Annotated in this window: 23 protein-coding genes and 1 riboswitch; of the genes, 6 read left to right on the plus strand and 17 right to left on the minus strand. The window is 65.7% G+C overall.

The window, feature by feature from the left end:
- Positions 1 to 6: 6 nt before the first annotated feature.
- The 4 genes from U0025_RS13565 (at position 7) to U0025_RS13580 (ending at position 4175) form a co-directional block, all read left to right on the plus strand.
- Positions 7 to 285 (plus strand): ETC complex I subunit, encoded by a 279-nt coding sequence (locus U0025_RS13565; RefSeq protein ID WP_004207936.1) that lies wholly within the window; start codon positions 7 to 9, stop codon positions 283 to 285.
- A 164-nt stretch (positions 286 to 449) separates the two neighbouring features.
- Entirely contained in the window at positions 450 to 695 is a 246-nt protein-coding gene (locus U0025_RS13570) for an acyl carrier protein (RefSeq protein ID WP_004207937.1), read from the plus strand.
- Positions 696 to 828: 133 nt separating this feature from the next.
- Positions 829 to 2061: a serine palmitoyltransferase gene (gene spt, locus U0025_RS13575; RefSeq protein ID WP_004207938.1), complete on the plus strand. Its 1233-nt coding sequence runs from the start codon at positions 829 to 831 to the stop codon at positions 2059 to 2061.
- Between the two features lie 122 nt (positions 2062 to 2183).
- Positions 2184 to 4175, plus strand: a complete 1992-nt coding sequence (locus tag U0025_RS13580; protein ID WP_004207939.1) for an ATP-binding protein — start codon at positions 2184 to 2186, stop codon at positions 4173 to 4175.
- On the opposite strand, the gene U0025_RS13585 is transcribed toward U0025_RS13580, so the two are convergent.
- Positions 4132 to 5013 (minus strand): hypothetical protein, encoded by an 882-nt coding sequence (locus U0025_RS13585; RefSeq protein ID WP_004207940.1) that lies wholly within the window; start codon positions 5011 to 5013, stop codon positions 4132 to 4134. The two genes, U0025_RS13580 and U0025_RS13585, sit on opposite strands and share 44 nt — an antisense overlap.
- Before the next feature lie 220 nt (positions 5014 to 5233).
- Between U0025_RS13585 and U0025_RS13590 the strand changes: the two genes are divergently transcribed.
- Positions 5234 to 6811: a glycosyltransferase family 29 protein gene (locus U0025_RS13590; RefSeq protein ID WP_004207941.1), complete on the plus strand. Its 1578-nt coding sequence runs from the start codon at positions 5234 to 5236 to the stop codon at positions 6809 to 6811.
- On the plus strand, positions 6802 to 7608 hold the full coding sequence (locus U0025_RS13595; RefSeq protein WP_157225189.1) for a polysaccharide pyruvyl transferase family protein: 807 nt from the start codon (positions 6802 to 6804) through the stop codon (positions 7606 to 7608). The genes U0025_RS13590 and U0025_RS13595 overlap by 10 nt, the downstream gene beginning before the upstream one ends.
- Before the next feature lie 57 nt (positions 7609 to 7665).
- Here U0025_RS13595 and U0025_RS13600 read toward each other — a convergent pair whose 3' ends face one another.
- The 16 genes from U0025_RS13600 to murC form a co-directional block, all read right to left on the minus strand.
- Positions 7666 to 8310 carry a DUF938 domain-containing protein gene (locus U0025_RS13600; protein WP_004207943.1) on the minus strand — a complete coding sequence of 215 codons (645 nt, stop codon included), beginning with the start codon at positions 8308 to 8310 and terminating at the stop codon, positions 7666 to 7668.
- Positions 8311 to 8383: 73 nt separating this feature from the next.
- Positions 8384 to 9955, minus strand: coding sequence for an aminomethyl-transferring glycine dehydrogenase subunit GcvPB (gene gcvPB / locus U0025_RS13605; RefSeq protein WP_004207944.1), 1572 nt, complete (start codon positions 9953 to 9955; stop codon positions 8384 to 8386).
- Positions 9952 to 11310 carry an aminomethyl-transferring glycine dehydrogenase subunit GcvPA gene (gene gcvPA / locus U0025_RS13610; protein ID WP_004207945.1) on the minus strand — a complete coding sequence of 453 codons (1359 nt, stop codon included), beginning with the start codon at positions 11308 to 11310 and terminating at the stop codon, positions 9952 to 9954. The genes gcvPB and gcvPA overlap by 4 nt, the downstream gene beginning before the upstream one ends.
- A gap of 131 nt (positions 11311 to 11441) precedes the next feature.
- Positions 11442 to 11813 carry a glycine cleavage system protein GcvH gene (gene gcvH, locus U0025_RS13615; RefSeq protein ID WP_004207946.1) on the minus strand — a complete coding sequence of 124 codons (372 nt, stop codon included), beginning with the start codon at positions 11811 to 11813 and terminating at the stop codon, positions 11442 to 11444.
- Between the two features lie 26 nt (positions 11814 to 11839).
- Positions 11840 to 13003, minus strand: coding sequence for a glycine cleavage system aminomethyltransferase GcvT (gene gcvT, locus U0025_RS13620; RefSeq protein ID WP_037490373.1), 1164 nt, complete (start codon positions 13001 to 13003; stop codon positions 11840 to 11842).
- 176 nt (positions 13004 to 13179) lie between these two features.
- A riboswitch (glycine riboswitch) is annotated at positions 13180 to 13280 on the minus strand.
- A 99-nt stretch (positions 13281 to 13379) separates the two neighbouring features.
- Positions 13380 to 13664: a hypothetical protein gene (locus U0025_RS13625; RefSeq protein ID WP_037490375.1), complete on the minus strand. Its 285-nt coding sequence runs from the start codon at positions 13662 to 13664 to the stop codon at positions 13380 to 13382.
- A 542-nt stretch (positions 13665 to 14206) separates the two neighbouring features.
- On the minus strand, positions 14207 to 15358 hold the full coding sequence (locus tag U0025_RS13630) for a deoxyguanosinetriphosphate triphosphohydrolase (RefSeq protein WP_004207949.1): 1152 nt from the start codon (positions 15356 to 15358) through the stop codon (positions 14207 to 14209).
- Between the two features lie 9 nt (positions 15359 to 15367).
- Positions 15368 to 17344, minus strand: coding sequence for a tetratricopeptide repeat protein (locus U0025_RS13635; protein ID WP_004207950.1), 1977 nt, complete (start codon positions 17342 to 17344; stop codon positions 15368 to 15370).
- Between the two features lie 127 nt (positions 17345 to 17471).
- Positions 17472 to 18938: a cell division protein FtsZ gene (gene ftsZ, locus U0025_RS13640; RefSeq protein WP_004207951.1), complete on the minus strand. Its 1467-nt coding sequence runs from the start codon at positions 18936 to 18938 to the stop codon at positions 17472 to 17474.
- Positions 18939 to 19046: 108 nt separating this feature from the next.
- On the minus strand, positions 19047 to 20330 hold the full coding sequence (gene ftsA / locus U0025_RS13645) for a cell division protein FtsA (RefSeq protein WP_004207952.1): 1284 nt from the start codon (positions 20328 to 20330) through the stop codon (positions 19047 to 19049).
- 3 nt (positions 20331 to 20333) lie between these two features.
- Positions 20334 to 21296 (minus strand): cell division protein FtsQ/DivIB, encoded by a 963-nt coding sequence (locus U0025_RS13650; RefSeq protein ID WP_004207953.1) that lies wholly within the window; start codon positions 21294 to 21296, stop codon positions 20334 to 20336.
- Positions 21289 to 22245, minus strand: a complete 957-nt coding sequence (locus U0025_RS13655) for a D-alanine--D-alanine ligase (RefSeq protein ID WP_004207954.1) — start codon at positions 22243 to 22245, stop codon at positions 21289 to 21291. Before U0025_RS13655 ends, U0025_RS13650 begins: the two co-directional genes overlap by 8 nt.
- A complete protein-coding gene (locus tag U0025_RS13660) occupies positions 22242 to 22733 on the minus strand; it encodes a DUF4262 domain-containing protein (protein WP_004207955.1) in 492 nt (163 codons plus the stop codon). Before U0025_RS13660 ends, U0025_RS13655 begins: the two co-directional genes overlap by 4 nt.
- Positions 22730 to 23620 carry a UDP-N-acetylmuramate dehydrogenase gene (gene murB / locus U0025_RS13665; protein ID WP_004207956.1) on the minus strand — a complete coding sequence of 297 codons (891 nt, stop codon included), beginning with the start codon at positions 23618 to 23620 and terminating at the stop codon, positions 22730 to 22732. Before murB ends, U0025_RS13660 begins: the two co-directional genes overlap by 4 nt.
- 5 nt (positions 23621 to 23625) lie before the next feature.
- Positions 23626 to 23823 (minus strand): hypothetical protein, encoded by a 198-nt coding sequence (locus U0025_RS13670; protein ID WP_004207957.1) that lies wholly within the window; start codon positions 23821 to 23823, stop codon positions 23626 to 23628.
- Entirely contained in the window at positions 23823 to 25250 is a 1428-nt protein-coding gene (murC, locus tag U0025_RS13675; protein ID WP_004207958.1) for a UDP-N-acetylmuramate--L-alanine ligase, read from the minus strand. The genes U0025_RS13670 and murC overlap by 1 nt, the downstream gene beginning before the upstream one ends.
- Positions 25251 to 25303: the final 53 nt, after the last annotated feature.

A 25303-nucleotide genomic window follows, 5' to 3' on the forward strand; every position in this document is an offset into this window, starting at 1 on the left:
ATCGCGATGACCGCGCGCATTTACCAGATCCAGAAGAACGCCCTCCAGTCCGGCAAGGCGCTGACTCACAAGTGGGTGCTGGAATATGCGCCCGCCGAAGCGAAGAAGGCCGATCCGCTGACCGGCTGGGCCGGTTCGGGCGACACCAAGCAGCAGCTGAAGCTCAGCTTCTCCTCGCAGGACGCCGCCGTCGCCTATGCCGAGCGCGAGAAGATCGCCTACACCGTCATCGCGACCCCGCCCAAGACGCTGAAAATTCAGGCCTACGCCGACAATTTCCGCTGATCCTTCAGCCCGTTCGAGGCTGGAATAGCAGAGCGCGGCGCGACACGGCGCGCCGCGAACAAGGCATTTTGCCCCAGATGCTGCCCGATTGACGCCTTATTCGCTTGCCAAAGAGCGGCGTGAGGCGGCAAAAGCCGTGCTTTCATGGAAAGATTGAAGAGATAATGACCGATCGCAGCGAGATTTTCGACAGCGTCGCAGCGCAGATCGCCCCCTTCAACAAGAAGGGCGTCGAACTGTCCGAAGCCACCACCTTTGCCGGCGACCTGGAATGGGACAGCCTGACCGTGATGGATTTCGTCGCCGCCATCGAGGACGAGTTCGACATCATCATCACCATGAACATGCAGGCCGAGATCGAGACCGTGGGCCAGCTGGTCGACGCGGTCGCCAAGCTCAAGGCCGCCTGACACTTTAACTACCGTTCGGGCTGAGCGAAGTCGAAGCCCATTGCCGAGCGGAGCCGAGGCTCCATGCTTCGCCTTCGCTCAGCAGCGTCCTTCGACTTCGCTCAGGACGAACGGGTTTGGGATCATTGATATTATGACCGACGCCGCCATCGCCACCGAAACCCGCGATCTCTTCTCCAAGTTCGATCCGCTGATCAACGAGCGCGAAGCGCTGCTGGCGACGGGCGTGCGCGATCCCTATGCGATCGTCATGGACCAGGTGCTCTCGCCCACCCGCGCGATCATCAAGGGCAAGGAAACCATCCTGCTCGGCACCTATAATTATATGGGCATGACCTTCGACCCCGACGTGGTGGAAGCCGGCAAGAAGGCGCTGGACGAGTTCGGCGCCGGCACCACCGGCAGCCGCGTCCTCAACGGCACCTATCAGGGCCACAAGGAAGTCGAGGACGCGCTCAAGGAGTTCTACGGCACGTCGGGCGCCATGGTCTTTTCGACCGGCTATCAGGCTAACCTGGGCATCATCTCCACCCTGGCGGGCAAGGGCGACTATGTCGTGCTCGACGCCGACAGCCATGCCTCCATCTATGATGGCTGCGCCATGGGCAATGCGGAGATCGTCCGCTTCCGCCACAACAGCGTCGAGGATCTCGACAAGCGCCTGGGCCGCCTGCCCGCCGACGCGCTGAAGCTGGTCGTGCTGGAAGGCGTCTATTCGATGCTGGGCGACGTCGCCCCGCTGCCCGAAATGGTCGCCGCCATCCGCAAGCACCCCAATTGCATGATCCTGTGCGACGAGGCCCATGGCATGGGCTTCTTCGGCCCCAACGGCCGTGGCGCCTATGAGGAACAGGGCGTCGAGGGCGAGATCGACTTCGTGGTCGGCACCTTCTCCAAGTCGGTCGGCACCGTCGGCGGTTTCTGCGTATCGAACCACCCCAAGTTCGAGATATTGCGCCTCGTCTGCCGGCCCTATGTCTTCACCGCCTCGCTGCCGCCCAGCGTCGTCGCTACCGCCGCGACCAGCATCCGCAAGCTGATGCACGCCGGCGAGAAGCGCGCCCATCTGTGGAAGAACAGCCAGCGCCTGCACCAGGGCCTCACCGACCTCGGCTTCAAGCTGGGCAGCGCCACGCCGCAGTCGGCAATCATCGCCGTCATCCTGACCGACCAGATGCAGGCGGTGGCGATGTGGCAGACGCTGCTGGAGCTGGGCCTCTACGTCAACATGGCGCGCCCGCCGGCAACCCCGGCCGGCACCTTCCTGCTGCGCTGCTCGCTCTGCGCCGAACATAGCGACGAGCAGGTCGAACAGATCATCGCCATGTTCGAGACCGCCGGCAAGGCCACCGGCGCGATCAACTGATCGCGCTTTTCGATACTCCGACGATCGACCGGGTATTTCCTGCGATAGAATCTGCTACAGCAGCGGAACCATCTAACCTGCATATTCGCGCGGTTAACATAGTTCGGTTAGTGTAACGGTATATGGCGGAACGCGAAGTGATCGATGAACAGGACCGGGGCTGGCGCGCCGCGGCGCGGCGCTACATGCCCCTGGTCCTTGGCATATTGCTGATCGGATCGCTCGGCGCCCTGCTCTACAGTGCCAGCAGCGCCTCGCGCGATCACCAGCGCGCGCTTGCCGAACAGCAGCGCAGCTGGGAAATCATGGCGCTTGCCCGCGCCTTCGAGGCCAAGACCGCCCGCGCCGAAGTGACGCTGGCCCGCTATGTCATCAGCCTCGACCCCGACACTGGCCGGCTGTTCCAGGACCAGTGGCGCACCGCCGCCAGCCAGCTCAAGTCGCTGACCTATGCCACCCGCAAGTCCGACTGGCAGCGCGGCAATGTCCGCGCGCTCCAGGCCGCCTTCGAACAGCGCGGCAAGACGCTGAGCGAAATCGGCCTGCGCACCACCTATGACCAGAAGATGGGCGCGCTGGCGCAATTCCATCAGGCCGGGCGATCGCAGGATATCAAGCGACTGACGGCGCTGATCGACCTGGTGATCCAGGCCGAAAATGCGCGGCTGCGCGAACGCAGCCTGGCCGTCAGCCTGGCGGGCGACCGCACCGAACTGGTCGGCAAGACGTCGCGCATGGTCGGCCTCGCCCTGCTGGTCTGCGTGCTGTTCGCGCTGTGGCTGGTCAATGCCGCCTATACCGAACGGCGCAACGCGCGCCGCATGGCGGATATGGAGGCGGAACGCGCCGACCGGCTGGAAGAGGCCGTTTCCGCCCGCACCAGCGAATTGTCGGATGCCTATGAGCAGTTGAAGCGCGAATCCGCCGAACGCGCCGCCGCCGAGGATAATCTGCGCCAGATGCAGAAGATGGACGCGGTCGGCCAGTTGACCGGCGGCATCGCCCATGACTTCAACAATATGCTGGCGGTCGTCGTCGGCGGGCTGGAACTGGCCAAGCGCAAGCTGCGGCTGAAGCCGGCCGAGGCGGGCCATCATCTCGACAATGCGATGGAGGGCGCCAACCGCGCCGCCGCGCTGACCCGCCGCCTGCTCGCCTTTGCCCGTTCCGAACCGCTGCTGCCCAATGCTGTCGATCCCGACAGCCTGCTGCGCGGCATGGCCGATCTGGTCGACCGCACGATCGGCGACCAGATCATCGTCAGCTTCGCCCACAAGGCAAGCGGCTGGCGCATCTTCGTCGACCAGCATCAGATGGAAAACGCCCTCCTCAACCTGTGCGTCAACGCCCGCGACGCGATGGAGGGCCGGGGCAAGCTGACCATCTCGACCGGCCAGGCACAGCTTGCCGCCAACCAGATCGGCGAATGCCCGGCCGGCGACTATGTCACCGTCAGCGTCACCGACAATGGCTGCGGCATGACGGCCGAGGTGGCCGCCCGCGTGTTCGAGCCCTTCTTCACCACCAAGCCGGTCGGCAAGGGCACCGGCCTTGGCCTCAGCCAGATTTTCGGCTTCGTGCGCCAGAGCCAGGGCGAAATCCGCATCGAATCCGAACTGGGCACCGGCACCAGCGTCCATATCTACCTGCCGCGCCGCATCCTGACCGAGCAGGAGGCTGCCGCAGAAGCCCCGGCGAGCGAGCAGCTGCACACGCTCCATCCCCCGACCCGCATCCTGGTGGTGGAGGATGATCCGCGCGTGCTCAACCAGACCATGGCGGCGCTAGCCGAACTCGGCCATCTGCCGATCGCCTGCGACCATCCCAGCAAGGCGGCCAAGCTGCTCAGCAACAATGCCGATATCGGCCTGATCATGAGCGACGTGCTGATGCCCGACATGACCGGGCCGGAAATGATCCGCACCCTGCCCGCCCATATGCGCCATCTGCCGGTGCTGTTCGTCACCGGCTTCACCGGCGACGCGACCGACAGCGACGATTTCCGGGGGCATGAAGTGCTGCGCAAGCCCTATACGCTCAATGCCCTGGGCCTTGCGCTGTCGAACGCGCTCAGCGGATCGAACCACCCAGGAACAGCCGCGGCAGCAGAGTGACCGCGCCCAGCAGCGGCCAGCGCCGCTGCCAGGGCTTGATCTCGATTGCGGTGCCGGCATGGCGGTTGATCTTCCACGCCAGATAATCGATCCCGCCGGCATAGGTGAAGCTCGCCTTGGCGAGGCGCACCACCGACAGATATTTGCCGCGCCGCTGCAGCCCGCGCCAGACCTTGTCCGCATGGTCGGGTGACGGCGGCAGCCCCTCGGCCAGCGCCGCCGCGCCGAAACGGCGATAGCGGTCGGGATCGGCATCCACGATCGAGAGCGAGCGGCCCGTCTTCTCCGCCCGCAATTCGGCGTTATAGGTGAGGGTAAAGCCGGTCTTCCACAGCAGGATCGGGTCATTCCCCTGCCCGTCCACCATCGGCCGGGCGAGCGACAGCAGGGTGGGCGCGGCCTGCGCCACCGCCGCCAGCGCGCGCTGCCGCGCCAGATCATCCGCCGACCACAGCAGCCGCGATGGCTGGGCAAAGCGCGCCCAGACCGAGACATTGTCCGCCTTCATGCTGTTCAGCCGGGCAAAGTCGGCCTCCGACAGCACGGCATATTTGGCGATCAGGCCGCCATGTTCGAACGGAAACACATTGGGCGGGATCGCGCGGTTGGCGCGCGCCAGCCAGCCCTTGCCATAGGCCGCCTCATAATCGGAGACGATCAGGTAGAAATCGAGCATCAGCCCGTCGAGATTGGCCTCGCGCAGGCAGGAGCCGTAGAAGAGCACCGCCCGCGCCGCACCGGGATATTTCGCCGCCAGCGCCCCCGCCATGGCGGCCGCGCGCGGATCGGCCGGCGCGGACAGTTCGGCAGCGACGAGCGAGAACAGGCTGTTGGTCATGGAACCACCTGACAGGAGCCTTGCGCTCTTTCAATCCCGATGACGCTCCGGCGCGCACGGAAATGCGCGTCCTCGCCCGGCTGTTCGATGCAGGACCAGGATCGCTTCCAATCGACAGGATGGTCATGCTTGACAAGGATCGGCGGAAATTCCTAGCAATTGCAGGCCGGATCCGGCGACAAACGCACTCCCTTCCACCATTGTTCGCCAAGGGCCACGCATGCGGGACATTTCCAATCTGAGCCCGCGCGAATGGAAAGCGATCGCCGCGCAAGCGGAGGACGAGGAGGATCTGGCGCTCGCCGCGACGGCACTTGACCATCTGCTGAAACAAAATGCGCGGGATGACATCCTGCTGGCCCGGCTGTTCCGGGTCTACAGCAATGGCGGACAACGGCAAAAGGCGCTGCAACTGGCAGAAAGCGCCTTTGCCGACGGCGTCCGCGGCCGACGTTTGACCAGCATGTACATATTGTCCGATTTCACCAGCTATAATCTCCCAAACTGCCTGGACGATATCGAAGCGAAACTGGCCTTGTTCCGCCATAATCCCGCGGTCGAGGGACGCGCCGCCATGGCCTATGCCTGGCATGGCAATGTCGATCGTGCGCTCGACCATGCGCGGGTCGCCATCGCCCGAGCGGACGAGGCCGCCACCGCCGACATGATCCGCCTGCTACTGGCCCGGCGCGTGTATCAGCTCAGCCATCGCGACGCGGCCGATCGCATCTGTCGCATGGGCCGGCAAAGCCCCGACCTGCGACCGGCGATCTTGTTCGACCGCTTGCTGGTCCGCACCGGCAATGTCGCGAACGATGCCACCACCCACCAGTTATTCCGCCAGTTGCTGACGATGGACGATTTTCCGCGTCGCACCGAACTGGTTGCCCAGCATATCGACTTCCGCTGGCGCCTGAACGGTCCGTCACCCGCCCTGCTGGACGAGATCGACCAGCATCTGGCCTCCGGGCCGCGCCAGGACGTCATCCCCCTCACCCTGATGAAGCTGTCGATGGCCATGCAATTGGGGGATGAGGCGCTCGCCCTGCAGACGCTGCGATCCCACCCGGAACTGGCGCGCAAGGCGTCGGCATGCCTGCCCGTGGCACGGCTCCTGCGCGATCATGGCACAGGCACGGATGCGCCCGTCGATCCAGAGGTCGCGGCCTATGCCAGCCTCTATGACGAACTTGCCGACAGCGAAGCGGTGCTGCGCAAGCGACTGGGCAATCCGGACGTGACCTGTGCCGTGGTCGGCAACTCATCCTGCGAGATCGGTCGCGGCCATGGCGCCCAGATCGATGCCCATGACGAAGTGGTCCGCTTCAACCGGTTCGACACATCCCCGCCGTTCGACCGCGACTATGGCAGCAGGACGACGGTCCTGGTTCGCGTGGGCAACGACCGACCGGAAATCGGCATCGACATGGCCCCCAACACGCTCGTTCTCATTTCTTCGGCCAGCATCCTGTACCGCGGGCGCGCTTGGCGAGCCGCACTGCGGATGCGGGATGAAGGGCATCAGCTCTGCGTTTTCCCGCAACGCTTCCAGACTCAATTGTCGAAGATGCTCGTCGGCAGTCCCAGTTCCGGCCTGTCCTTCGTCCACCTGCTCAAGGCCCTGCGCGGCACGCTGCACAGGGAGGATTTCTTCGGCTTCGCCTTTGTCGACCAGATCGGCAACCAGGCCAAATCCGCCCATTATTTCGAGGCCGCCAAACCCTCCGCCATGCATCAATGGGATAGGGAATTGGAAATCTTCAACGCCATGTTCGACGATGGTGCGTCATGCGACTGAAGGCAATGATGGCCGGCGATCACAGCGCCTATCATTGCGGCTCGGCCGCCGTATTCTCGACCCTGCGTCGTTTGCTGGAAGTCGATCATGACATTGTCGAGGAGGGCGATTTCGACGTCCTCTATGTCAATGGCGAAGGGTCGATGCACCATGATTCAGGCCAGTTCACCAAGAAAATGGAACTGCTCAAGGCGGCGATCGAGAATGGGAAAAAAGCCTATCTGGTCAACAGCGTGTGGCAGGAAAATGGCCATCAATATGATGGCGTGCTTGCCCGGCTGTCCGGCATCACCGTCCGTGAACTTGCAAGCCAGCAGGAGCTTGCCACGCGACATGGGATAACGGCCACGATGGCGCTCGACCTGTCCTATTACGCGCCCATCGACGAAGACGCATCGCATCAGGACTGGCGTGGCCAGGTCGTGATCACCGATTTCTATGCGCGGGATTTCGGCTTCTGGTATCGCGTAAACAGCGGCCCGCTGACGGCGCGCAGCTATGTCGACATGCGGGATTATGGCTGGTCGGCGTTCGTCCGCTCGCTGCGCACCTGCCGCGCGATCATCACCGGGCGACATCATGCGGTCTATGCAGCCTGCGTCGCCAGGAAGCCTTTCGTCACCATCGCCGGTTCCACCCATAAGGTTTCAGGCCTGATCGCGGCCTCGGGCTTTCCGATCCCGACCTTGTCCTCGCCGCGCGACGCTAACGAGACATTGCGCTGGACCATGGCCAATCGCGCCATGTTCCAGGAATTTTTCCATTGGATGGATGAAGTGCCGCGATGGCGGCCATGATCGCCGGTTCGACTTTCTGACCAGCCCCTCGATCATCACGCCCCTCTGCCGCTGGGCCTATCCCCGGCGATAGACCAGCATCAGATTATTGGCCGGCATCGCCACCCGCCGGGAGCGTGCCAACCCGACACAGGCCGCCGCCCGGTCGACATCGGTCAGGGTCCGCAGGCCCCATTGCGGGTTGCGATCCTTCAGCGATCGGTCGAACGCCAGATTGGAGGGGGCGGTCGGCACATCATCCTCGACATAGGGGCCGTAGAGGATCAGCGGCGCGCCCGGCGCCAGCAATCGCGCGCCACACGCCAGCAGCCCCAGCGTCGCCGCCCAGGGGCTGATATGCACCATGTTGATGCACAGGAGCGCGTCCGCCGCATCGATCGGCCAGTCCACGCTCGCCGCGTCGAGCAGCAACGGCGCGCGCAGATTGGACAGATTGGCGTCGCCGCGCAGCGCCGCGATCGAGGCCAGCGCCGCGGGATCGGGATCACTGGGCTGCCAATCGAGCGCCGGGAAAGTGACAGCGAAGTGGACGACATGTTCACCGCTGCCGCTCGCCACTTCCAGCACCAGCCCGGCATCGGGCAGTTCGTCCCGCAGGACAGTCGCGATCGCATCGCGGTTGCGCAGCGTCGCGGGGGCATGGCGGCGCGGATCGGGGCCGTCGCCCTGCGGCGTCCAGGGTGCGGGGGCGTCCTGTGTCATGGACAAATCCTTGTCTGTGGCCGACCGATGCAAAAAGGGCGGTGGAGATCCTCCACCGCCCTTTGCTTTCGGCTTATTCGGCGGCGACCGCCAGATCCGGTTCGGACCAGGTCAGCACCGGCTTGCGCGCGGCCAGCGTCTCGTCGAGGCGACGGCGCGGGGCGTGATAGGGCGCGCCCTTCAGCGCCTCGTCCCCTGCCTTGGCCCGTTCGGCCAGGCTGCGCAGAGCCATGATGAACTGGTCGAGTGCGGCCTTGCTTTCCGTCTCGGTCGGTTCGACCAGCATCGCACCATGGACGACCAGCGGGAAATACATGGTCATCGGGTGGAAGCCTTCGTCGATCAGGCCCTTGGCGATATCCAGCGTCGTGAAGCCTTCGGCCAGCCCCTTGTCGCTGAACAGTGCTTCGTGCATGCACGGGCCGGCCGCACCGAAGGGCGCGTCGAGCACGTCATCCAGGCTGCGCAGGATGTAATTGGCATTCAGCACCGCGTCGCTCGCGACCTGGCGCAGGCCATCGGCACCGTGGCTGAGGATATAGGTCAGCGCGCGGGTGAACATGCCCATCTGGCCATGGAAGGCGACCATGCGGCCAAAGGTCTGGGCGTGGTGATCCTCGACCGTTTCCTCCTCGACCAGCACGAACTTGTCGCCCTGCTTTTCGACGAAGGGGAGCGGCGCGAAGGGCGTGAGCGCTTGCGACAACACGACCGGACCCGAACCCGGACCACCGCCGCCATGGGGCGTCGAGAAGGTCTTGTGCAGGTTGATGTGCATCGCGTCGACGCCCAGGTCGCCGGGGCGGACCCGGCCGACGATCGCGTTGAAGTTCGCGCCGTCGCAATAGACGAAGGCCCCGGCGGCATGGACCGCGTCGGAGATCGTCTTCATGTCGCGCTCGAACAGGCCGCAGGTGTTGGGGTTGGTGATCATCACCGCCGCAACGTCCGGTCCCAGACGGGCCTTCAAGGCTTCCAGGTCCACGCGGCCATCCGGGGTCGCGGGAATATCCTCGACCTTGTAGCCGCAGAAGGCGGCCGTTGCCGGGTTGGTGCCATGGGCGCTTTCGGGCACCAGGATGACGCTGCGGGCGTCGCCACGGGCTTCGAGCGCGGCGCGGATCGCCAGCAGGCCGCACAGTTCGCCATGGGCGCCCGCCTTGGGCGACATCGCGACCGAGTGCATGCCGGTCAGCGTCACCAGCCAGGCGGCCAGTTCATGGATGACGGCCAGCGCGCCCTGCACCGTCGACTGCGGCTGGAGCGGGTGGATATCGGCGAAACCGGGCATCCGCGCGACCTTTTCATTGAGGCGCGGGTTATGCTTCATGGTGCAGCTGCCGAGCGGGAACAGGCCAAGATCGATGGCGTAGTTCTGGCGCGACAGGCGGGTGTAGTGGCGCACCGTTTCCTGTTCCGACAGGCCCGGCATGCCGATGCTGTCGGTGCGGGCGAGCGAACCGAGGCGGCTGGCCACCTTGGGCGCTTCGGCGAAATCGACGCCGGTCGTGTCGGTCGAGCCGATCTCGAAGATCAGCTTTTCCTCCAGCATCAGCGCGCGGTTGCCGGTGGCGGTTTCCGGGGCCATATGCTCCTGCGCGACGGCCTGCGGGGTGGTCGGGCGACCTTCCTTCAACATGGTCATGCCAGTTCCTCCTCAAGCGCTGCGGCAAGGGTTTCGATATCCTCCGGCGTGACAGTCTCGGTCACGGCGACGACCAGGCCGTTGCCGATTGCCGGCGCGTCCGGGAACAGGCGGCCGAGCGAGACGCCGGCCAGCACGCCCTTGTCGGCGAGGTTGCGGACGACCTCGCGCGCATCCTTGGTCAGGACCAGCGTGAATTCGTTGAAGAAGCCGTCGTTGAGCAGGGTCACGCCCGGCACCTTGGCGAGGCGATCGGCAGCCTGCACGGCCAGGCCGTGGTTCAGGGTCGCCAGTTCGCGCAGGCCCTTCTCGCCCAGCAGGGTCATGTGGATGCTGAACGCCAGCGCACACAGGCCCGAGTTGGTGCAGATGTTCGACGTCGCCTTTTCGCGGCGGATATGCTGCTCGCGGGTGGAAAGCGTCAGCACGAAGCCGCGCTTGCCGGCCGCATCGACGGTCTCGCCGCACAGGCGGCCCGGCATCTGGCGGACATATTTCTGCTTGCAGCCGAACAGGCCCAGATAGGGACCGCCGAACTGCAGGCCGACGCCGATCGACTGGCCTTCACCCACGACGATGTCCGCGCCCATATGGCCCGGTGCCTTGATCGCGCCCAGAGCGACGGGTTCCGTTACCACCGCGACCAGCAGCGCGCCGGCGGCGTGCGCCGCTTCGGCCAGCGGGGTCAGGTCGGCGATGCGGCCGAGGATGTCGGGATATTGGACGACGACGCAGGACGTGTCCTTGTCGATCGATGCGATCAGCGCGTCAATGTCGGTCGCGGCGTCCAGCGTCGGCGCCTGATGCACCAGCGCGTCGCCGGTGAACTTCGCCATGGTGTTGGCGACCGAGACATAATGAGGGTGCAGGCCGGACGACAGCAGCGCCTTGCCGCGCTTGGTGATGCGGCGGGCCATGCCGATCGCTTCCCAGCAGGCGGTCGAGCCGTCATACATGGAGGCGTTGGCGACATCGACGCCGAGCAGGCGGGCGACCTGGGTCTGGAATTCGAACAGCACCTGCAGTGTGCCCTGCGCGATTTCCGGCTGATAGGGCGTGTAGGCGGTCAGGAACTCGCCGCGCTGGATCAGATGATCGACGCTGGCGGGAACATGATGCTTGTAGGCGCCGGCGCCCAGGAAGAAGGGCGCTTCCCCTGCCGACAGATTCTTGCGAGCGAGCGCGCCCATATGGCGCTCGACCGCCAGTTCGCTGGCATGATCGGGCAGGCCGGCGATGGTGCCGCTCAGGCGGGCTTCGGCGGGCACGTCGATGAACAGATCATCGATCGTCTCGGCGCCGATGACGGACAGCATTTCCTGCCGGTCGGTGTCGGTAAGGGGTAGGTAGCGCATTCCGTTTTCTCCCCCCTCTCCCACAAGCCTCCCCTCCCGCATGCGGGAGGGGCCGGGGGAGGGTCTGTGAAGGAGATGGCGCTACACGCCCTCCCCTAACCCCTCCCGCATGCGGGAGGGGAACTATTAGATCAAAGCGAGGCCACGAACTTCTTGTAGGCGGCTTCGTTCATCAGGCCTTCCAGCTCGCTGGCGTCGGCGATGCGCAGCTTGAAGAACCAGCCATCTTCCTCGGCATCGCTGTTGACCAGCGCCGGCTCGTCTTCCAGCGCGCCATTGGCTTCGACGACTTCGCCCGAGATCGGGGCATAGACGTCGGACGCGGCCTTGACCGATTCCACGACGGCGGCGTCATCGCCCTTTTCAAAGGTCGTGCCTTCGGCGGGCAGTTCGACGAACACGATGTCGCCCAGCTGTTCCTGCGCATAGTCGGTGATGCCGACGGTGGCGATGTCGCCTGCAACGTCGATCCATTCATGTTCGTCGGTGAAATAGCGGCTCATGCTTGCTCTCCTCGAAAAGCGGTAATTCAGGCCTTGCGGCGATAACGATGCGGAAAGAACGGCATCGGCGCAACCGCCGCTGCAATCCGCTTGCCGCGCACCTCGATCTCCAGCGCGGTGTCCAGCGCGGAATAAGGCAGGCTGACCCAGCCCATGGCGATCGGCGCGCCCACGCTCGGCGCGAAACCGCCCGAGGTGACTTCGCCCACCAGCACGTCGCCGGCATAGATTTGCGCGCCTTCGCGGGCCGGCAAGCGGCCTTCGATCTTCAGGCCGACGCGCTTGGAACCGGGGCCTTCGGCCAGTTCCTTCATCACGCGGGCATGGCCGATGAAGCCACCTTCCTCGCGGCGGCGCTTCTGGATGGCAAAGCCCAGGTCCGCGCCGATGGTGCTGACGGCGGGCGACAGGTCATGGCCATAGAGCGGCAGGCCGGCTTCCAGACGCAGCGAGTCACGCGCGCCAAGGCCGATCGGCTTGACCTGCGGCAGGGCGCACAGCGCATCGGCCAGCAGCGCGACGGAATCGCCCGGCACGCTGATTTCAAAGCCATCCTCGCCGGTATAGCCCGAACGGCTGATCCACAGCGGCACGCCGCGCCAGGTGAAGGGGCCGGACTGCATGAAGATGAGGTCGGCGGTTTCCGGGATGAGCGCGGCCATTGCCTCGCCCGCTTCGGGGCCCTGCAGCGCCAGCAGCGCCTGGTCGGCCATATGGTTCATGGTGACGTCGTCGGGCAGATGTTCGATCATCCAGCCGATATCGTCATATTTCGTCGCGCCATTGACGACCATGTAGATCGCCGCGCCTTCGAACGCGCCGTCACCCGGACGCGAAACCATCAGGTCGTCGAGGATGCCGCCTTCCGCGTCCAGCAGCATCGAATAGCGCTGGCGGAAGGGCTTCAGCCCCTTGATGTCACTGGGCAGCAGGGTTTCGAGCGCGGCGTCGACGCTGGCGCCGCCGGTCTCGTCGGAGAAGGTGAGCTGGCCCATATGGCTGACGTCGAACAGGCCGGCATGTTCGCGGGTCCAGCTATGTTCGGCCATGATGCCTTCATACTGGATCGGCATATGATAGCCGGCGAAGCCGACCATGCGCGCGCCCTTGGCACGGTGCCAGGCGTCCAGCGGCAGGGCTTCGAGGGGCAGTTCCGCTTCGAGGGCGGCGACGTCGTCAGTGGCGGTCATGGCAAGACCTTTCCGTAGGAGGGATGCGGCGACAGGCCAGCGCAGCCGACGAATCGGCGCTTCCGGCATGCCACCCCCTCTGTCACGGAACCTGAGAGCTTTGACCAGCGGCCTGGGACCGGCTGGCTTACCCCTTCGGTGGGACGGCACGGGGCCATCCGCTTTCCAGAGTATCTACGCGCGATGCGGTCCTTTGGCCTGAGAGATTCCGGGGCGGTTGCTCCTTCGGCGACGGGCTCAAGCCTGAAAGGCGCCCATGCTCTCCCGCATCGTGCCCGCTGCCGAATCCTCGGCACCGGAGACGCCCCACGCATTTGCCCAAAGCGCGGGCGGCGTCAATCGGGCAAATGTCGCAGGGACGCAGGTTATCGCCGGATCAGCCTTCCTCGCGCGCCAGCCGCTGCGCCATCGCCAACGCCGCCGCCCGGCATTCGGAGAGCGCCGCATTGGCCGCTTCGTCCGCCAGGGTCAGCTCGGCAAAGCCGCCCTCCCCCTCGAACATCTCCAGGAAGCGGCTGACGCCGGCATAGTTGGAATCCGCGACGGCGCGCTGGATGAGGTCGATCCGATCCGCCCAGGACCGCGAGCCCTGCGCCCGCAGCAGGCGGGAAAGATCGTCAAGCTGGGCGGCAAAGGCCGCGATCTGGGGATGCAGTGTCATGGGGAGAGACATAAAGGCCGCGCGACGACCGGACCAGCCGGCCGAATGCCAACGCAGCGTTTCCGTTGGCGGAGTTGGGTGGAAACAAGACATAGCCCCTCCCTTCCAGGGAGGGGTTGGGGTGGGTTGCGAGCGCAGCGAGCTTCTGCCCTATCGACCGTAGACCGCCGCTACGCGGCGCACCCACCCCCGGCCCCTCCCTGGAAGGGAGGGGAGTAGGAAACGTCCGCTTCTGGTCGTCACCGGCCAGAGCGAAAGCCCTGATCGCGCGCCCTGCTCTTTCCTACTCCGCCTTTCTCTGGTCTATCCTGCGCGATGGAACAGTCCCCTGCCCCGTCCGCCTTATCTCCCGCAAAGCTCCAGCGGCATCGCTTCGCTGTCGCCTGGCTGTCGCGTCGGTGTCGCGCGACAGGGGCGTCATAGGCGCGTCGACATGACCCAGGTGGCGCGTCGCAGGCGCGTGGGTCGTGCAAACACGCCAGAATGCGCGGGCAACGACGCTGTGAACTTTCAACTGTCGCGTCGAAGACGGCCGCTCGCGCCTAGACCAGGGCCCCGCAAATTTCGGCATGGCGCTTTTCGGCATAGCGATCGGTCATGCCGGCGATGAAGTCGGCGATGTGGCGGCTGCGGGTTGGTTCCTCCAGCGCGCATTCGTCGCGCCATTCGGGCGGCATCAGCGCGGGGTCGGCCAGATAGGCGCGGAACAGGTCCATCACGATCACCCGCGCCCGGTCGGCGGCGGCCAGCTGGTCGGGGTGATGATAGAGGGTCGCATACATGAAGCGCTTCAGTTCGCGTTCCTGCGCCGCCAGTTCGGGCGAGAAGGCAACCAGCGTGCGGCCCAGCGCGCGGACATCGGCGACCGTTTCCACCCCGGCGGCCGCGATATTGGCGCGGGTGGTGGTGAGCAGGTCATTGGCCATCACGCCAATCTGTTCGCGCACCAGTTCGCGCAGCAGCCGGTCCTGCGGCACGTCGGGATAGCGGGTAGTCACCCGATCCCAGCAATGGCGCACCAGCGGCACCGTCAAAAGCTGTTCCAGGCTCAGCAGCCCGGCGCGCAGGCCATCGTCAATGTCGTGATTGTCATAGGCGATATCGTCCGACAGCGCCGCCAGTTGCGCCTCCAGCGAGGCATGGCTGGTGAGATCAAGCGGGAACAGCGCGTCCAGCTCCCGCATCGCCCAGCCCGGCTTCGTCACCGGGCCATTATGCTTGGCCAGCCCCTCCAGCATTTCCCAGCTCAAATTGAGGCCGCGAAAGCGCGGATAGGGCGAATCCAGCAGCATCAGCGTGCGCAGCGTGTGCGCATTATGATCGAAGCCGCCATGATCCTCCAGCGCCGCTTCCAGCGCATCTTCGCCGGCATGGCCGAAGGGCGGATGGCCGATATCATGGGCCAGGCACAGGGCCTCGGTCAGATCCTCGTTGAGGGCGAGCGTGCGGGCGATGGCGCGGCCGATCTGCGCCACCTCCAGGCTGTGGGTCATGCGCACGCGATAATGATCGCCGTCGGGCGACACGAACACCTGCGTCTTGTGCCGCAGCCGACGGAAGGAGATCGAATGGATGATACGGTCGCGGTCGCGCTGGAACATATCGCGCGGGCCGCGCATCTCGCCGCCCGGTTCGGCATGGAGCCGTCCCCGGCTCTGGTCGGGCTGAGAGGCGTAGGATGCGAGCATCGTCATGCGAACCCCTTATTTGCTGCCCAGCTTTTCGACCACCTCGCCCGCGTCGCTCTGCCAGGCGAAGGCATCGGCGCCGGCCTTCTTGAGGTCCGCCTCGACCGCCCTGGCGCGGGTGAAGCTGGCAAAGGGACCGATCAGCAGGCGCGAGGTCTGGCCCCAGCTTGCGCTCCAGCCATCCTGCGGCGCGACCGCGTCATATTTGCCCTGCAAGCGCTTGAAGGTGAAGGCCAGTGCGCTCTTCTGCCCGGTGCCGATCTGCACCCAGTTGCGCGCGGGATTGGCGGCCAGCCGCTTCTTTTCCTCGGCTTCCTTCTTCGCCTTGGCATCGGCTTCCGCCTTGGCCTTGGCGGCGGCCGCCTTCTTCGCCTTGTCGGCTTCGGCCTGACGCGCGGCGCGGCGGGCGGCCTGCAGCTTCTCGACTTCGGCCAGGTCGACCGCGACCACGTTCGAGCGGCGCTCGCTGTCGGGCACGTCGATGGCGTGGATGATGTCGGCCAGGCTCCGGGTCTCCTCCGGCGACGGCTGCGACACGGCACTGTCGGCCGGCGGCGTGAATTCGGTGGCGACCGGCGCCGATGGCGTCTCCGCGGGCGGCGTGCCCTGCGGCGCGGGCGGGGTCACGCTCGACGCCTGGGCAAGCGCGCTCGAATTGAGCTGCGAGGCGGCGCTTGGCTGGCCGGTGGTCGGCGCCGGCGCGGTGGAGCGCGGCGCGCCGCCGTCCAGCGCGTCGAGACCCGGCGCCGGCGGCCCCTGCACATCGGCGGAGGCGCTGCGGACCGGGGCGGGAGTTGGTGCCGGGGCTGGGGTTGGCGCCGTCGTCTGACCGGGCACCGGCTGTACCATCTCGGCACGGGCGCTCTGGCTCGGCGTCGGCTGGACGACCGGCTGGCGGCCGCGCGTGTCGGCGGGCAGCGGCTGGACGGTTGCGGGCGCGGGCGTCGGCGTAGGGGCAGTGGGCTGCGTGGCCTGTGCGGCAAGCTGCGTCCGGCCCTGTGTCGGCGCGGGCTGGCTGGCGGCAGGCTGGCTGGCAGTAGGCTGGCGGGCGCGGGACTGGCTAGAGGGGGGCGTGCCGAGCGGCGCGCGGGCCAGCGACGTACCGCGCTGCCGGCCACTGCCGTTGCGGGTCGTGCGGCGATCCCCCTGGGCCGGCGCGGTCGAGGCGACGGCGGCAGGTGCGGCGTCGCGCGACGCCAGTTGGATGCCCGGCGCCGGCGGGGTCGGCACGATCGGCGTGATGCTGGTCGCGACCACCTGCGGGAAATGGCCGAAATGGACCGCAGCCGCCTTCTGCGCCGCCGTCAGATAGGGCATTTTCTGCATATAGGGGGTGATGGCGCTCGCCAGCTGGGCGGGCATGGTCTGGTCGACCACCTTCTTGGCCTCGGCCTGGCGGTTGTTCATCGCCAGGATGAAGGCATTATAGCGCCACGCCGCCCGGTCACTCTTGTAGAGCAGCGGCTGCAACACCTTGTCGGCGGCATCCACCTGTCCCGAAATACCGAGCGAGGCGGCATAGCGGCGCACCAGTTCGGCCTCGTCCGGGGTGCGTTGCAGGGCGGCATGATAATCGCGCTGCGCCCCGGCCTGGTCGCCGGTCATGTCGCGCGCAAGGCCACGGTCGCCCTGGATGGTCGCTTCGGGATAGCCGGCACGGGTCGCTTGGTCGAACAGACGCAGCGCTTCGGCCGGGTTCTGCATCTTCAGCATGACCCGGCCCAGGCCCGCCTTGGTGCGTCCATTATTGGGCTGGATCGCATCGGCGCGGGCAAAGAAACCGGCGGCCGCGCGGGCATCGTCCAGCTCCAGCGCGGCTTCGCCCGCCCCCACCAACGCGTTGAAATCCCGCGGATTGGTAGCCAGCTTCGCCAGATTATTGTTGAGGTCCGCGGCGCCCGAGGGCCGGACCAGATCGGCCTGGTCGGTTTGCGCCTGCGCAGCCGTCGCAAGAAGCAGGCTGCCGAGAATCCATAGATGAGATCGTGTCACATGGCCCCCTTAGCGGATCGCGGAAGCAATGGGAAATGACCTGCACAAAAAAGCGCGCCGGGTCGCCCGAAGCGACCGACGGCGCGCCTTTGGCAGGCCGGTGCGGGCCTGTGCCCGCACGCTGGCCTTACTGGTTGTTCTGGCGGTTGAGGAAGCGCGGGATATCCAGACCCTGCGTGCCTTCTTCGGTGCCCGGTGCCTTTTCGCTGCCACGGGTAAGGCCCGCCATACGCTCGAACAGCGTGCCACCGGTCGCGACGCGCGGCGCCGGCTGGGCGGGCTTGGGCGCGGCTTCCGGTGCGGTCGGTTCGGCCGCTTCGGCGCCGAGCAGCAGTTCGTCCTGCGAGGGATCCTCGTCGGAGAAGACGGCGGCGGGACGCGCAGGTGCGAAGGCCGGCGGCGCCTTTTCGGCGGCAGGCGCAGCGATCGGCGCGGGCGCCGGGGCTTCGGGCACGTCCAGTTCCAGCGCTTCGGGCTCAGGCGCGGCAACCGGGGCCGGCACAGCAGCGACCGGCGCGGCCGGGGCGGGTGCGGCCACCGGTGCCGGGCGCGGCGCCTGCGGCACGGCGACGGCCGGACGGCTGGCGAAGCTGAACGGCTGGGTCAGAGGTGCGGCCTGGCTGCCGACTTCATTGTCGATGCCGGTCGCGACGACCGACACGCGGATCTTGCCGTTCAGATTGTCGTTGAAGGCGCTGCCCCAGATGATGTTCGCATCGGGATCGACCAGTTCGCGGATATGGTTGGCCGCTTCGTCGACTTCCATCAGGCGCATGTCGTCGCCGCCGACGATCGACACGATCACGCCCTTGGCGCCGCGCATCGACACGCCGTCGAGCAGCGGGTTGGCGATCGCCTTTTCCGCGGCTTGGAGCGCACGGCCGTCGCCTTCCGCTTCGCCGGTGCCCATCATCGCCTTGCCCATTTCGCCCATCACCGAACGGACGTCGGCAAAGTCGAGGTTGATGAGGCCCGGCATGATCATCAGGTCGGTGATCGAGCGCACGCCCTGCTGCAGCACCTCGTCCGCCATCTGGAACGCTTCCTTGAAGGTCGTGTTCGGGTTGGCGATCAGGAACAGATTCTGGTTCGGGATGACGATCAGCGTGTCGACATGCTTCTGCAGCTCGTCGATGCCGCTTTCCGCCGACTTCATGCGGCGATTGCCCTCGAAGGTGAAGGGCTTGGTCACGACGCCGACGGTCAGGATGCCCTTTTCACGCGCAGCCTTGGCAATGACCGGGGCCGCGCCGGTGCCGGTGCCGCCGCCCATGCCGGCGGTGATGAAGCACATATGGGCGCCTTCCAGCGCCTGTTCGACGGTGATGATGGTTTCTTCCGCAGCCGCGCGACCGATTTCGGGACGCGAACCGGCGCCCAGACCCTCGGTGATCTGCGGGCCAAGCTGGATGCGCCGTTCGGCCGGCGAGGCGTTCAGCGCCTGCGCGTCGGTATTGGCGACGATGAAGTCGACGCCCTCTACGCTGGCCGCGATCATGTTCGCGATGGCGTTACCGCCTGCACCGCCAACGCCTATCACCGCAATGCGTGGCTTCAATTCGTCCACATGCGGCGGGCTGATCTCGATGCTCATATACTTTGCTCCCTCAGCTTCCTCGTCAGGAAGTGACAACCGTCATCAATTGTTAACACCAGAAAATAGAGTATTTCACCTGCTATTTTCGTTTTCGTTCAAATTCGCTCAGTAATTCGTCCGCATCGCCCGCATCATGCGCTGCCACCATTGCGGGGCGCCCAGACGATGCACGGTTTGCGGCGCAGGCGCCATCGCCCTAAGATCAACCGGGTTTGAAGCGCCGTAAAGCGCCAATCCGGCCAAAGTAGCGAAGGCCGGGCCACTATGCGCTTCGGGCATGGCTGACAAGCCACGCGGGCGACCGACCCGCACCGCACGCCCCAGCGCACCTTGCGCATAGTCGGCAATGCCCTTCATCTCCGCGCCACCACCGGTCAGCACGACCTGGCGCCCGGTGCTGTTGAAGCCCATGCCGGCCAGCGCCGCATTCACTTCCGCCATGATCTGGTTCAGTCGTTCGCAGATGACGCCGACCAGCGCCGCGCGCGTGATCTTGCCGCCTTCCGCATTGGGGCCGGCGCTCTGCCCCGGAATGGCGACATCGCCATGGGGCGTCGCTATCTCGATCATCTCGCGGAAGTCGCGGCGGTTCTGCATCGCCGAACCATAGAAGCATTTGATCCGCTCCGCCTGGCTGCGGCGAATGCCGAAGGCCGAAGCGATATCATCGGTAATGTCGGACGCGCCCATCGGGATCGAATGCAGCCCCACCAGCATGCCGCCGGCATAGAGCGAGACATTGGTGACCCCTGCCCCCATCTCGACCAGCGCCACGCCCAGGTCGCGTTCCTCTTCGGACAGGCAGGCAAGCCCGGTCGCGATCGGCGAAGCGACGATCGAATTGACGTTCAGATAGGCGCCACGGACGCACAGGTCGAGATTGGCGAGCGGCGCGCCATCCGCCAGCACGACATGGATGTCGACGCCCAGCAGATCGGCATGCATGCCCAGCGGCTTCTTCACCGGCACCTTGCCATTGATGGTGAAGCAGGTCGGCTGGGCGTGCAGGATGATGCGGCCATCGGGGTCGATGCCCTGCTGGCCGGTGGTCAGCAGATCATCGATGTCCGGCTGCTCGACGCGATAGCCGCCCATGTCGCGCTCGACCGTGACGACGTCGCTGACCAGGCTGCCGCCCGAGAAGCTGACCCAGACATCCTCGATATTGGTGCCGGCGACACGCTCGGCCTGTTCCACCGTCTCGCGCACGGCCAGTTCGGTGCGCTCCATGTCGGCGATGAAGCCGCGGCGCACGCCCCGGCTCTCGCGCTGGCCGGTGCCCAGGATCGCCAGCTCACCCGTATCGGTGCGCCCCGCGATCAGCGCGGACACCTTCCACGATCCGATATCGATCGCGGTGATGAGCTTTTCGACCTTGGGCTGTGCCATGACTTAGCCTTCCTCGCCCGCAGCAGGCGCACTTGCGGTCTTTTCCGCCTTGGCGTCCGCCGCTGCCGGCTTATCGCTGGTCTGGCCCTGCGGCAGACGCAGCACGAAACGATCGGGATCACGCATGTCGAACTTGACGATGCCCCGGCCGAGCAGCCGGTTGACGCCATCCATGCGCGCGAAATTCACCAGCGCTGCCGCCGATGTCTGTTCGCCCTCAGGCAGCGACAGCGTCTCCCCCGACTGAAAGCGCAGATCCCAGCGACGGTTCCCGACCCAGGTCGCGCCAGCCAGCATCGGCTTGAGCGCAGGCGCGCTTTCCATCAGCTTGTTGAGGCCGGCGGTCTGGAGATTGGCGTTGGGGCCGACCACCAGCGGCAGGTCGGGCATCGCCCCGGCCGACACCGATTGCAGCACCACGCCCGCCACATCGATCAGATGCAGTTGCCCGTCATGCTGCCACACCGCGACCGGATCACGCTCAACGATATCGACGACCAGCGTGTCGGGCAGGCGGCGGGAAATGCGCGCATCCTTGACCCAGCCGAGCTTCAGCATTTCCTGCCGCACCTTGGGCAGGTCGAGCGAGAGCATCGAGCGATCGACCTGGCCGAGCGCGATATTATAGACCGGCATCTCGTCCATGCGCTCGACACCGCGCACCTCGACCTTCTCCACCTCGAAACCGGCGCGCGCGGCCAGGCTTGCCGCCTGCTGGCGCGCCATGTCGGGCAGCCCCGCATAGATGGCGATGGCGATCGCTATGCCACCGAAGATCGCGAAGATGGCCCAGGTCGCCAGCTTCTGGAGCGTATCCTCGCTGATCGGCAGCAGTTCGAGCAGCCGATCGAACGAGGACTGGCGCTTGAGCTGGCGGCCACGGCCCGATCCGGCCTTGGCGCGCACCTTGCCCCGCGCCGTGCTCAGCCGCGCCGTGCCGCCGCGCCGGATCCGTGCCTCAGCCATTGCCAGCCCCCATGTTCGGCCCCCTCGTCAATGCTTCCTCGCAGATCCGCTCGACCAGCTCGGCATATTCGATACCCAGCTTTTTCGCCTGTTCCGGCACCAGGCTCAAGGGAGTCATGCCTGGCTGGGTATTGACCTCCAGCAGGTAAAGCCCCTCGACGCCCTGGCTGTCGTCCCAGCGGAAGTCGGAGCGCGACGCGCCCTTGCAGCCGAGCAGCTGGTGCGCCTTGAGCGCGATCGCCTTGCATGCTTCGGTAATGTCGTCCGGTATCTCTGCCGGGCAGACATGTTCGGTCATGCCGTCGGTATATTTGGCGTCGAAATCATAGAAGCCGCTCTTGGGGCGCAGCTCGGTGACGAGCAGCGCCTCATCGCCCAGCACGGCGGTGGTCAGCTCGCGCCCGCGAATATAGGGTTCGGCCAAAAGCTCGGGAAATTCCTGCCAGGGGCCGACGCTGTCACGGGCGATGGGATTGCCATAATTGCCCTCGGCCGTGACGATCGCCACGCCGACCGAGCTGCCCTCATTGACGGGCTTCAGAACATAGGGGCGCGGCAGCGGATCGCCGGCATAGAGGCTCTCGCTCGCCACGATATGTCCGCCGGGCATGGGGATGCCGTGCGGCAGCAGCGCCTGCTTGGTCAGTTGCTTGTCGATCGCGATGACCGAGGTGGCAAGACCGCTATGGGTGTAGGTGAGGCCCATCAGGTCCATCATGCCCTGCACCGTGCCATCCTCGCCCGGCACGCCATGCAGCGCGTTGAACACCACGTCCGCCTTGGTTTCGGCCAGGCGCGCGGCGACGTCGCGATCCATGTCGATCCGCGTGACCCGATGCCCGCGCGATTCCAGCGCCTTGGCCACGCCCTCGCCGCTCGACAGCGACACCGGCCGCTCCGCCGACCAGCCGCCCATCAATACGGCGACATGAAGCGGTTTAAGAGTCAATGAAATTTCCCCGAATAGAGTAAAGGCTGATCTTCAAGGAGTTCGACGGGTGCCGCCTCATCCCAGGGCCATCGCCCTTCATAGGTCCAAACCAGTTGATAGACGGCATCAAGCGGCTGCCCGGTGCGGAAATTGTGATACCAGAGCGCGGAATTCAGATAATCGGGGATCAAATGCTGGCGATCCACCGCGCGAGCCATGCAGGTCACATCATAACCGTCAAGCAAACCTTCAATCAGTTGGCCATCGGCCAGCTGCAAGCCTGCTTTGCACTGCCGATAGGTTTCGTTGACAGCAAATGCCCCCATTTGCGCCGGCAAACCGAGAATGATTACCTCGGGCTGGCCAACGCTTTCCCAAAACCCAACGGAATAGACGAACGACTTCGCATCATCCTCGGAATCAAAAACCGACACCACATGGCATCCATGATCGCGAACATTCGCAAGGATGCGGGTCTCGTAGTCGTTCAGAGGCCGATCGCTCACTTCGCCAACCCCACACGCTGGATTTCCCATTCCAGTTCGACGCCGCTCTTTTCCTTGACGCGGCGGCGGACTTCCTCGCCCAGCGCTTCGATGTCGGCGCTGGTAGCATCGCCGGTGTTGAGCAGGAAGTTGGTGTGCTTCTCGCTCACCTGCGCGCCGCCCAGCGCGAGGCCGCGACAGCCCGCTTCATCGACCAGTGCCCAGGCCTTGTGCCCGTCCGGATTCTTGAAGGTCGATCCGCCGGTCTTGCTGCGCAGCGGCTGGCTTTCCTCGCGCGCGGTGGCGATGCGGTCCATTTCCGCCTGGATCGCGGCCGGATCGCCGGGTTCGCCCCGGAAGGTGGCCGACACGACAACCGCGCCGTCGACCATGTTGGAATGGCGATAGCTGTAATGGAGGTCACTGGCGAGCAAGGTCACCTGCTCGCCCGAGCGCAGCACCACCTCGCATTCGACCAATATGTCCGCGGTCTCGCGGCCATAGGCGCCGCCGTTCATCCGCACGAAGCCGCCGACCGTGCCGGGGATGGAGCGGAGAAATTCGAGACCCGCAATCCCCGCGTCCCGCGCGGTCGAGGAGACGAGGATGCCCGACGCACCACCGCCGCAGACCAGCGTCGTGGCATCCAGCGCCTCCACCCTGGCGAAGGGCTTGCCCAGGCGCACGACCACGCCCGGCACGCCGCCATCGCGAACGATCAGGTTGGAGCCGAGGCCGAGCGCCATCACCGGCATCGCCGGATCGAGCATGGCGAGGAAATCGGACAGATCGTCGGCGTCCTTGGGCTCGAACAGCCATTGCGCCGCCCCGCCCGCCTTGAACCAGACGAGCGGTGCCAGCGGCGCATCGGCCTTGAGCGCGCCGCGAACGGCCGGAAGAGTAGCCATCACCGTCAACCGCGCACGCCCCAGAGATTCATCCAGCTCTTCATCGCCTTCATGCCCGCCTCGCCGGCCTGATGCGCGGCCATGCCGGTCTGCACCTGCTTCTGCGCCGCCTCGACCATGTCGCGCGCGACTTCCACGCCCTGCATCTGCATGTCGATCATGCGCTTCTGCATTTCGAGGCCGACATTGAAGAGCTCGAACATCAGGCGGTTTCCTTGACCTTGGCGGTGACCGCAGCGGACAGGCCCGCCGCCCATTTGGTGATGTCGCCGGCGCCCAGGCAGATGATCATGTCGTCAGCCTGGACATCGGCGGCGATGACGCGGGCGAGATCGTCCGCATCGGCGACGGTGGCGGCGTTGCGATGGCCACGGCGCTTGAGCCCGGCGACCAGCGCCGCGCTGTCGACATCCTCGATCGGCTGCTCGCCAGCGGTATAGACCGGGGCGGCATAGACGATGTCGGCATCGTTGAAGGCCTGCTGGAAATCATCCATCAGGTCGCGCAGGCGGGTGAAGCGATGCGGCTGGACCACGGCGATCACCCGGCCCTTCGCGCCCTCACGCGCAGCGGCGAGCACCGCCTTGATCTCGACCGGATGGTGGCCATAATCGTCGATGACAGTGGCAATACCCGCGCCAGCGGGGATTTCGCCGACCTTGGTGAAGCGACGCTTCACGCCGCCGAACTTGGCAAAGCCGGTCTGGATGGTCGCGTCATCAATGCCCATCTGCAGCGCCACGCCGATCGCCGCCATGGCGTTCAGCACATTGTGGCGGCCGGGCATGGGCAGTTCGATCCCCTCGATGCGGCGGGTCGCGCCGTCGCGCTCGCGAATCTGGACGTCGAAGCGATTGCCGCCGGGCACCGGCTGGACATTCTCGCCGCGAATATCCGCCTGGGCGGAGAAGCCATAGGTGACGATACGGCGGTCCTGCACGCGCGGCAGGATGGCCTGAACCTCGGGATGGTCGAGGCAAAGCATCGCCGCGCCATAGAAAGGCACATTTTCGACAAACTCGACAAAGGCGTCCTTCACCGCGTCGAACGAACCATAATGGTCGAGATGCTCGGGATCGATATTGGTCACGACCGCGATCGTGCCATCGAGGCGCAGGAAGCTGCCGTCGCTCTCATCGGCTTCCACGACCATCCAGTCGCTGTTGCCCAGGCGCGCGTTGGAGCCATAGCTGTTGATGATGCCGCCGTTGATGACGGTCGGATCGACCCCGCCCGCATCCAGCAGCGCCGCGACCATCGATGTGGTCGTGGTCTTGCCATGGGTGCCGGCGATGGCGACCGTGGATTTGAGGCGCATCAGTTCAGCCAGCATTTCCGCGCGGCGGATCACCGGCACGCGATTTTCCAGCGCCAGTTCGACTTCCGGATTGCCCCGCTTGATCGCGGTCGAGGTGACGACCACGGCGGCATCGCCCAGATTTTCGGCCTTGTGGCCGATCATCACCTTGATGCCCTTGGCGCGCAGCCCTTCGACGACATAGCCTTCGGCGACGTCGGATCCTTGAACCTTGTAACCCAGATTATGCATGACTTCGGCGATACCGGACATGCCGATGCCGCCAATGCCGATGAAATGGATCGTGCCGATGTCGGTGCCGACACCCTTCATGCGTTTAACTCCGAAACAACACCGTCATCCCAGCGAAGGCTGGGATCTCTCTT

It is taken from the genome of Sphingobium yanoikuyae (assembly GCF_034424525.1).
GTDB classification, from domain to species: domain Bacteria; phylum Pseudomonadota; class Alphaproteobacteria; order Sphingomonadales; family Sphingomonadaceae; genus Sphingobium; species Sphingobium yanoikuyae.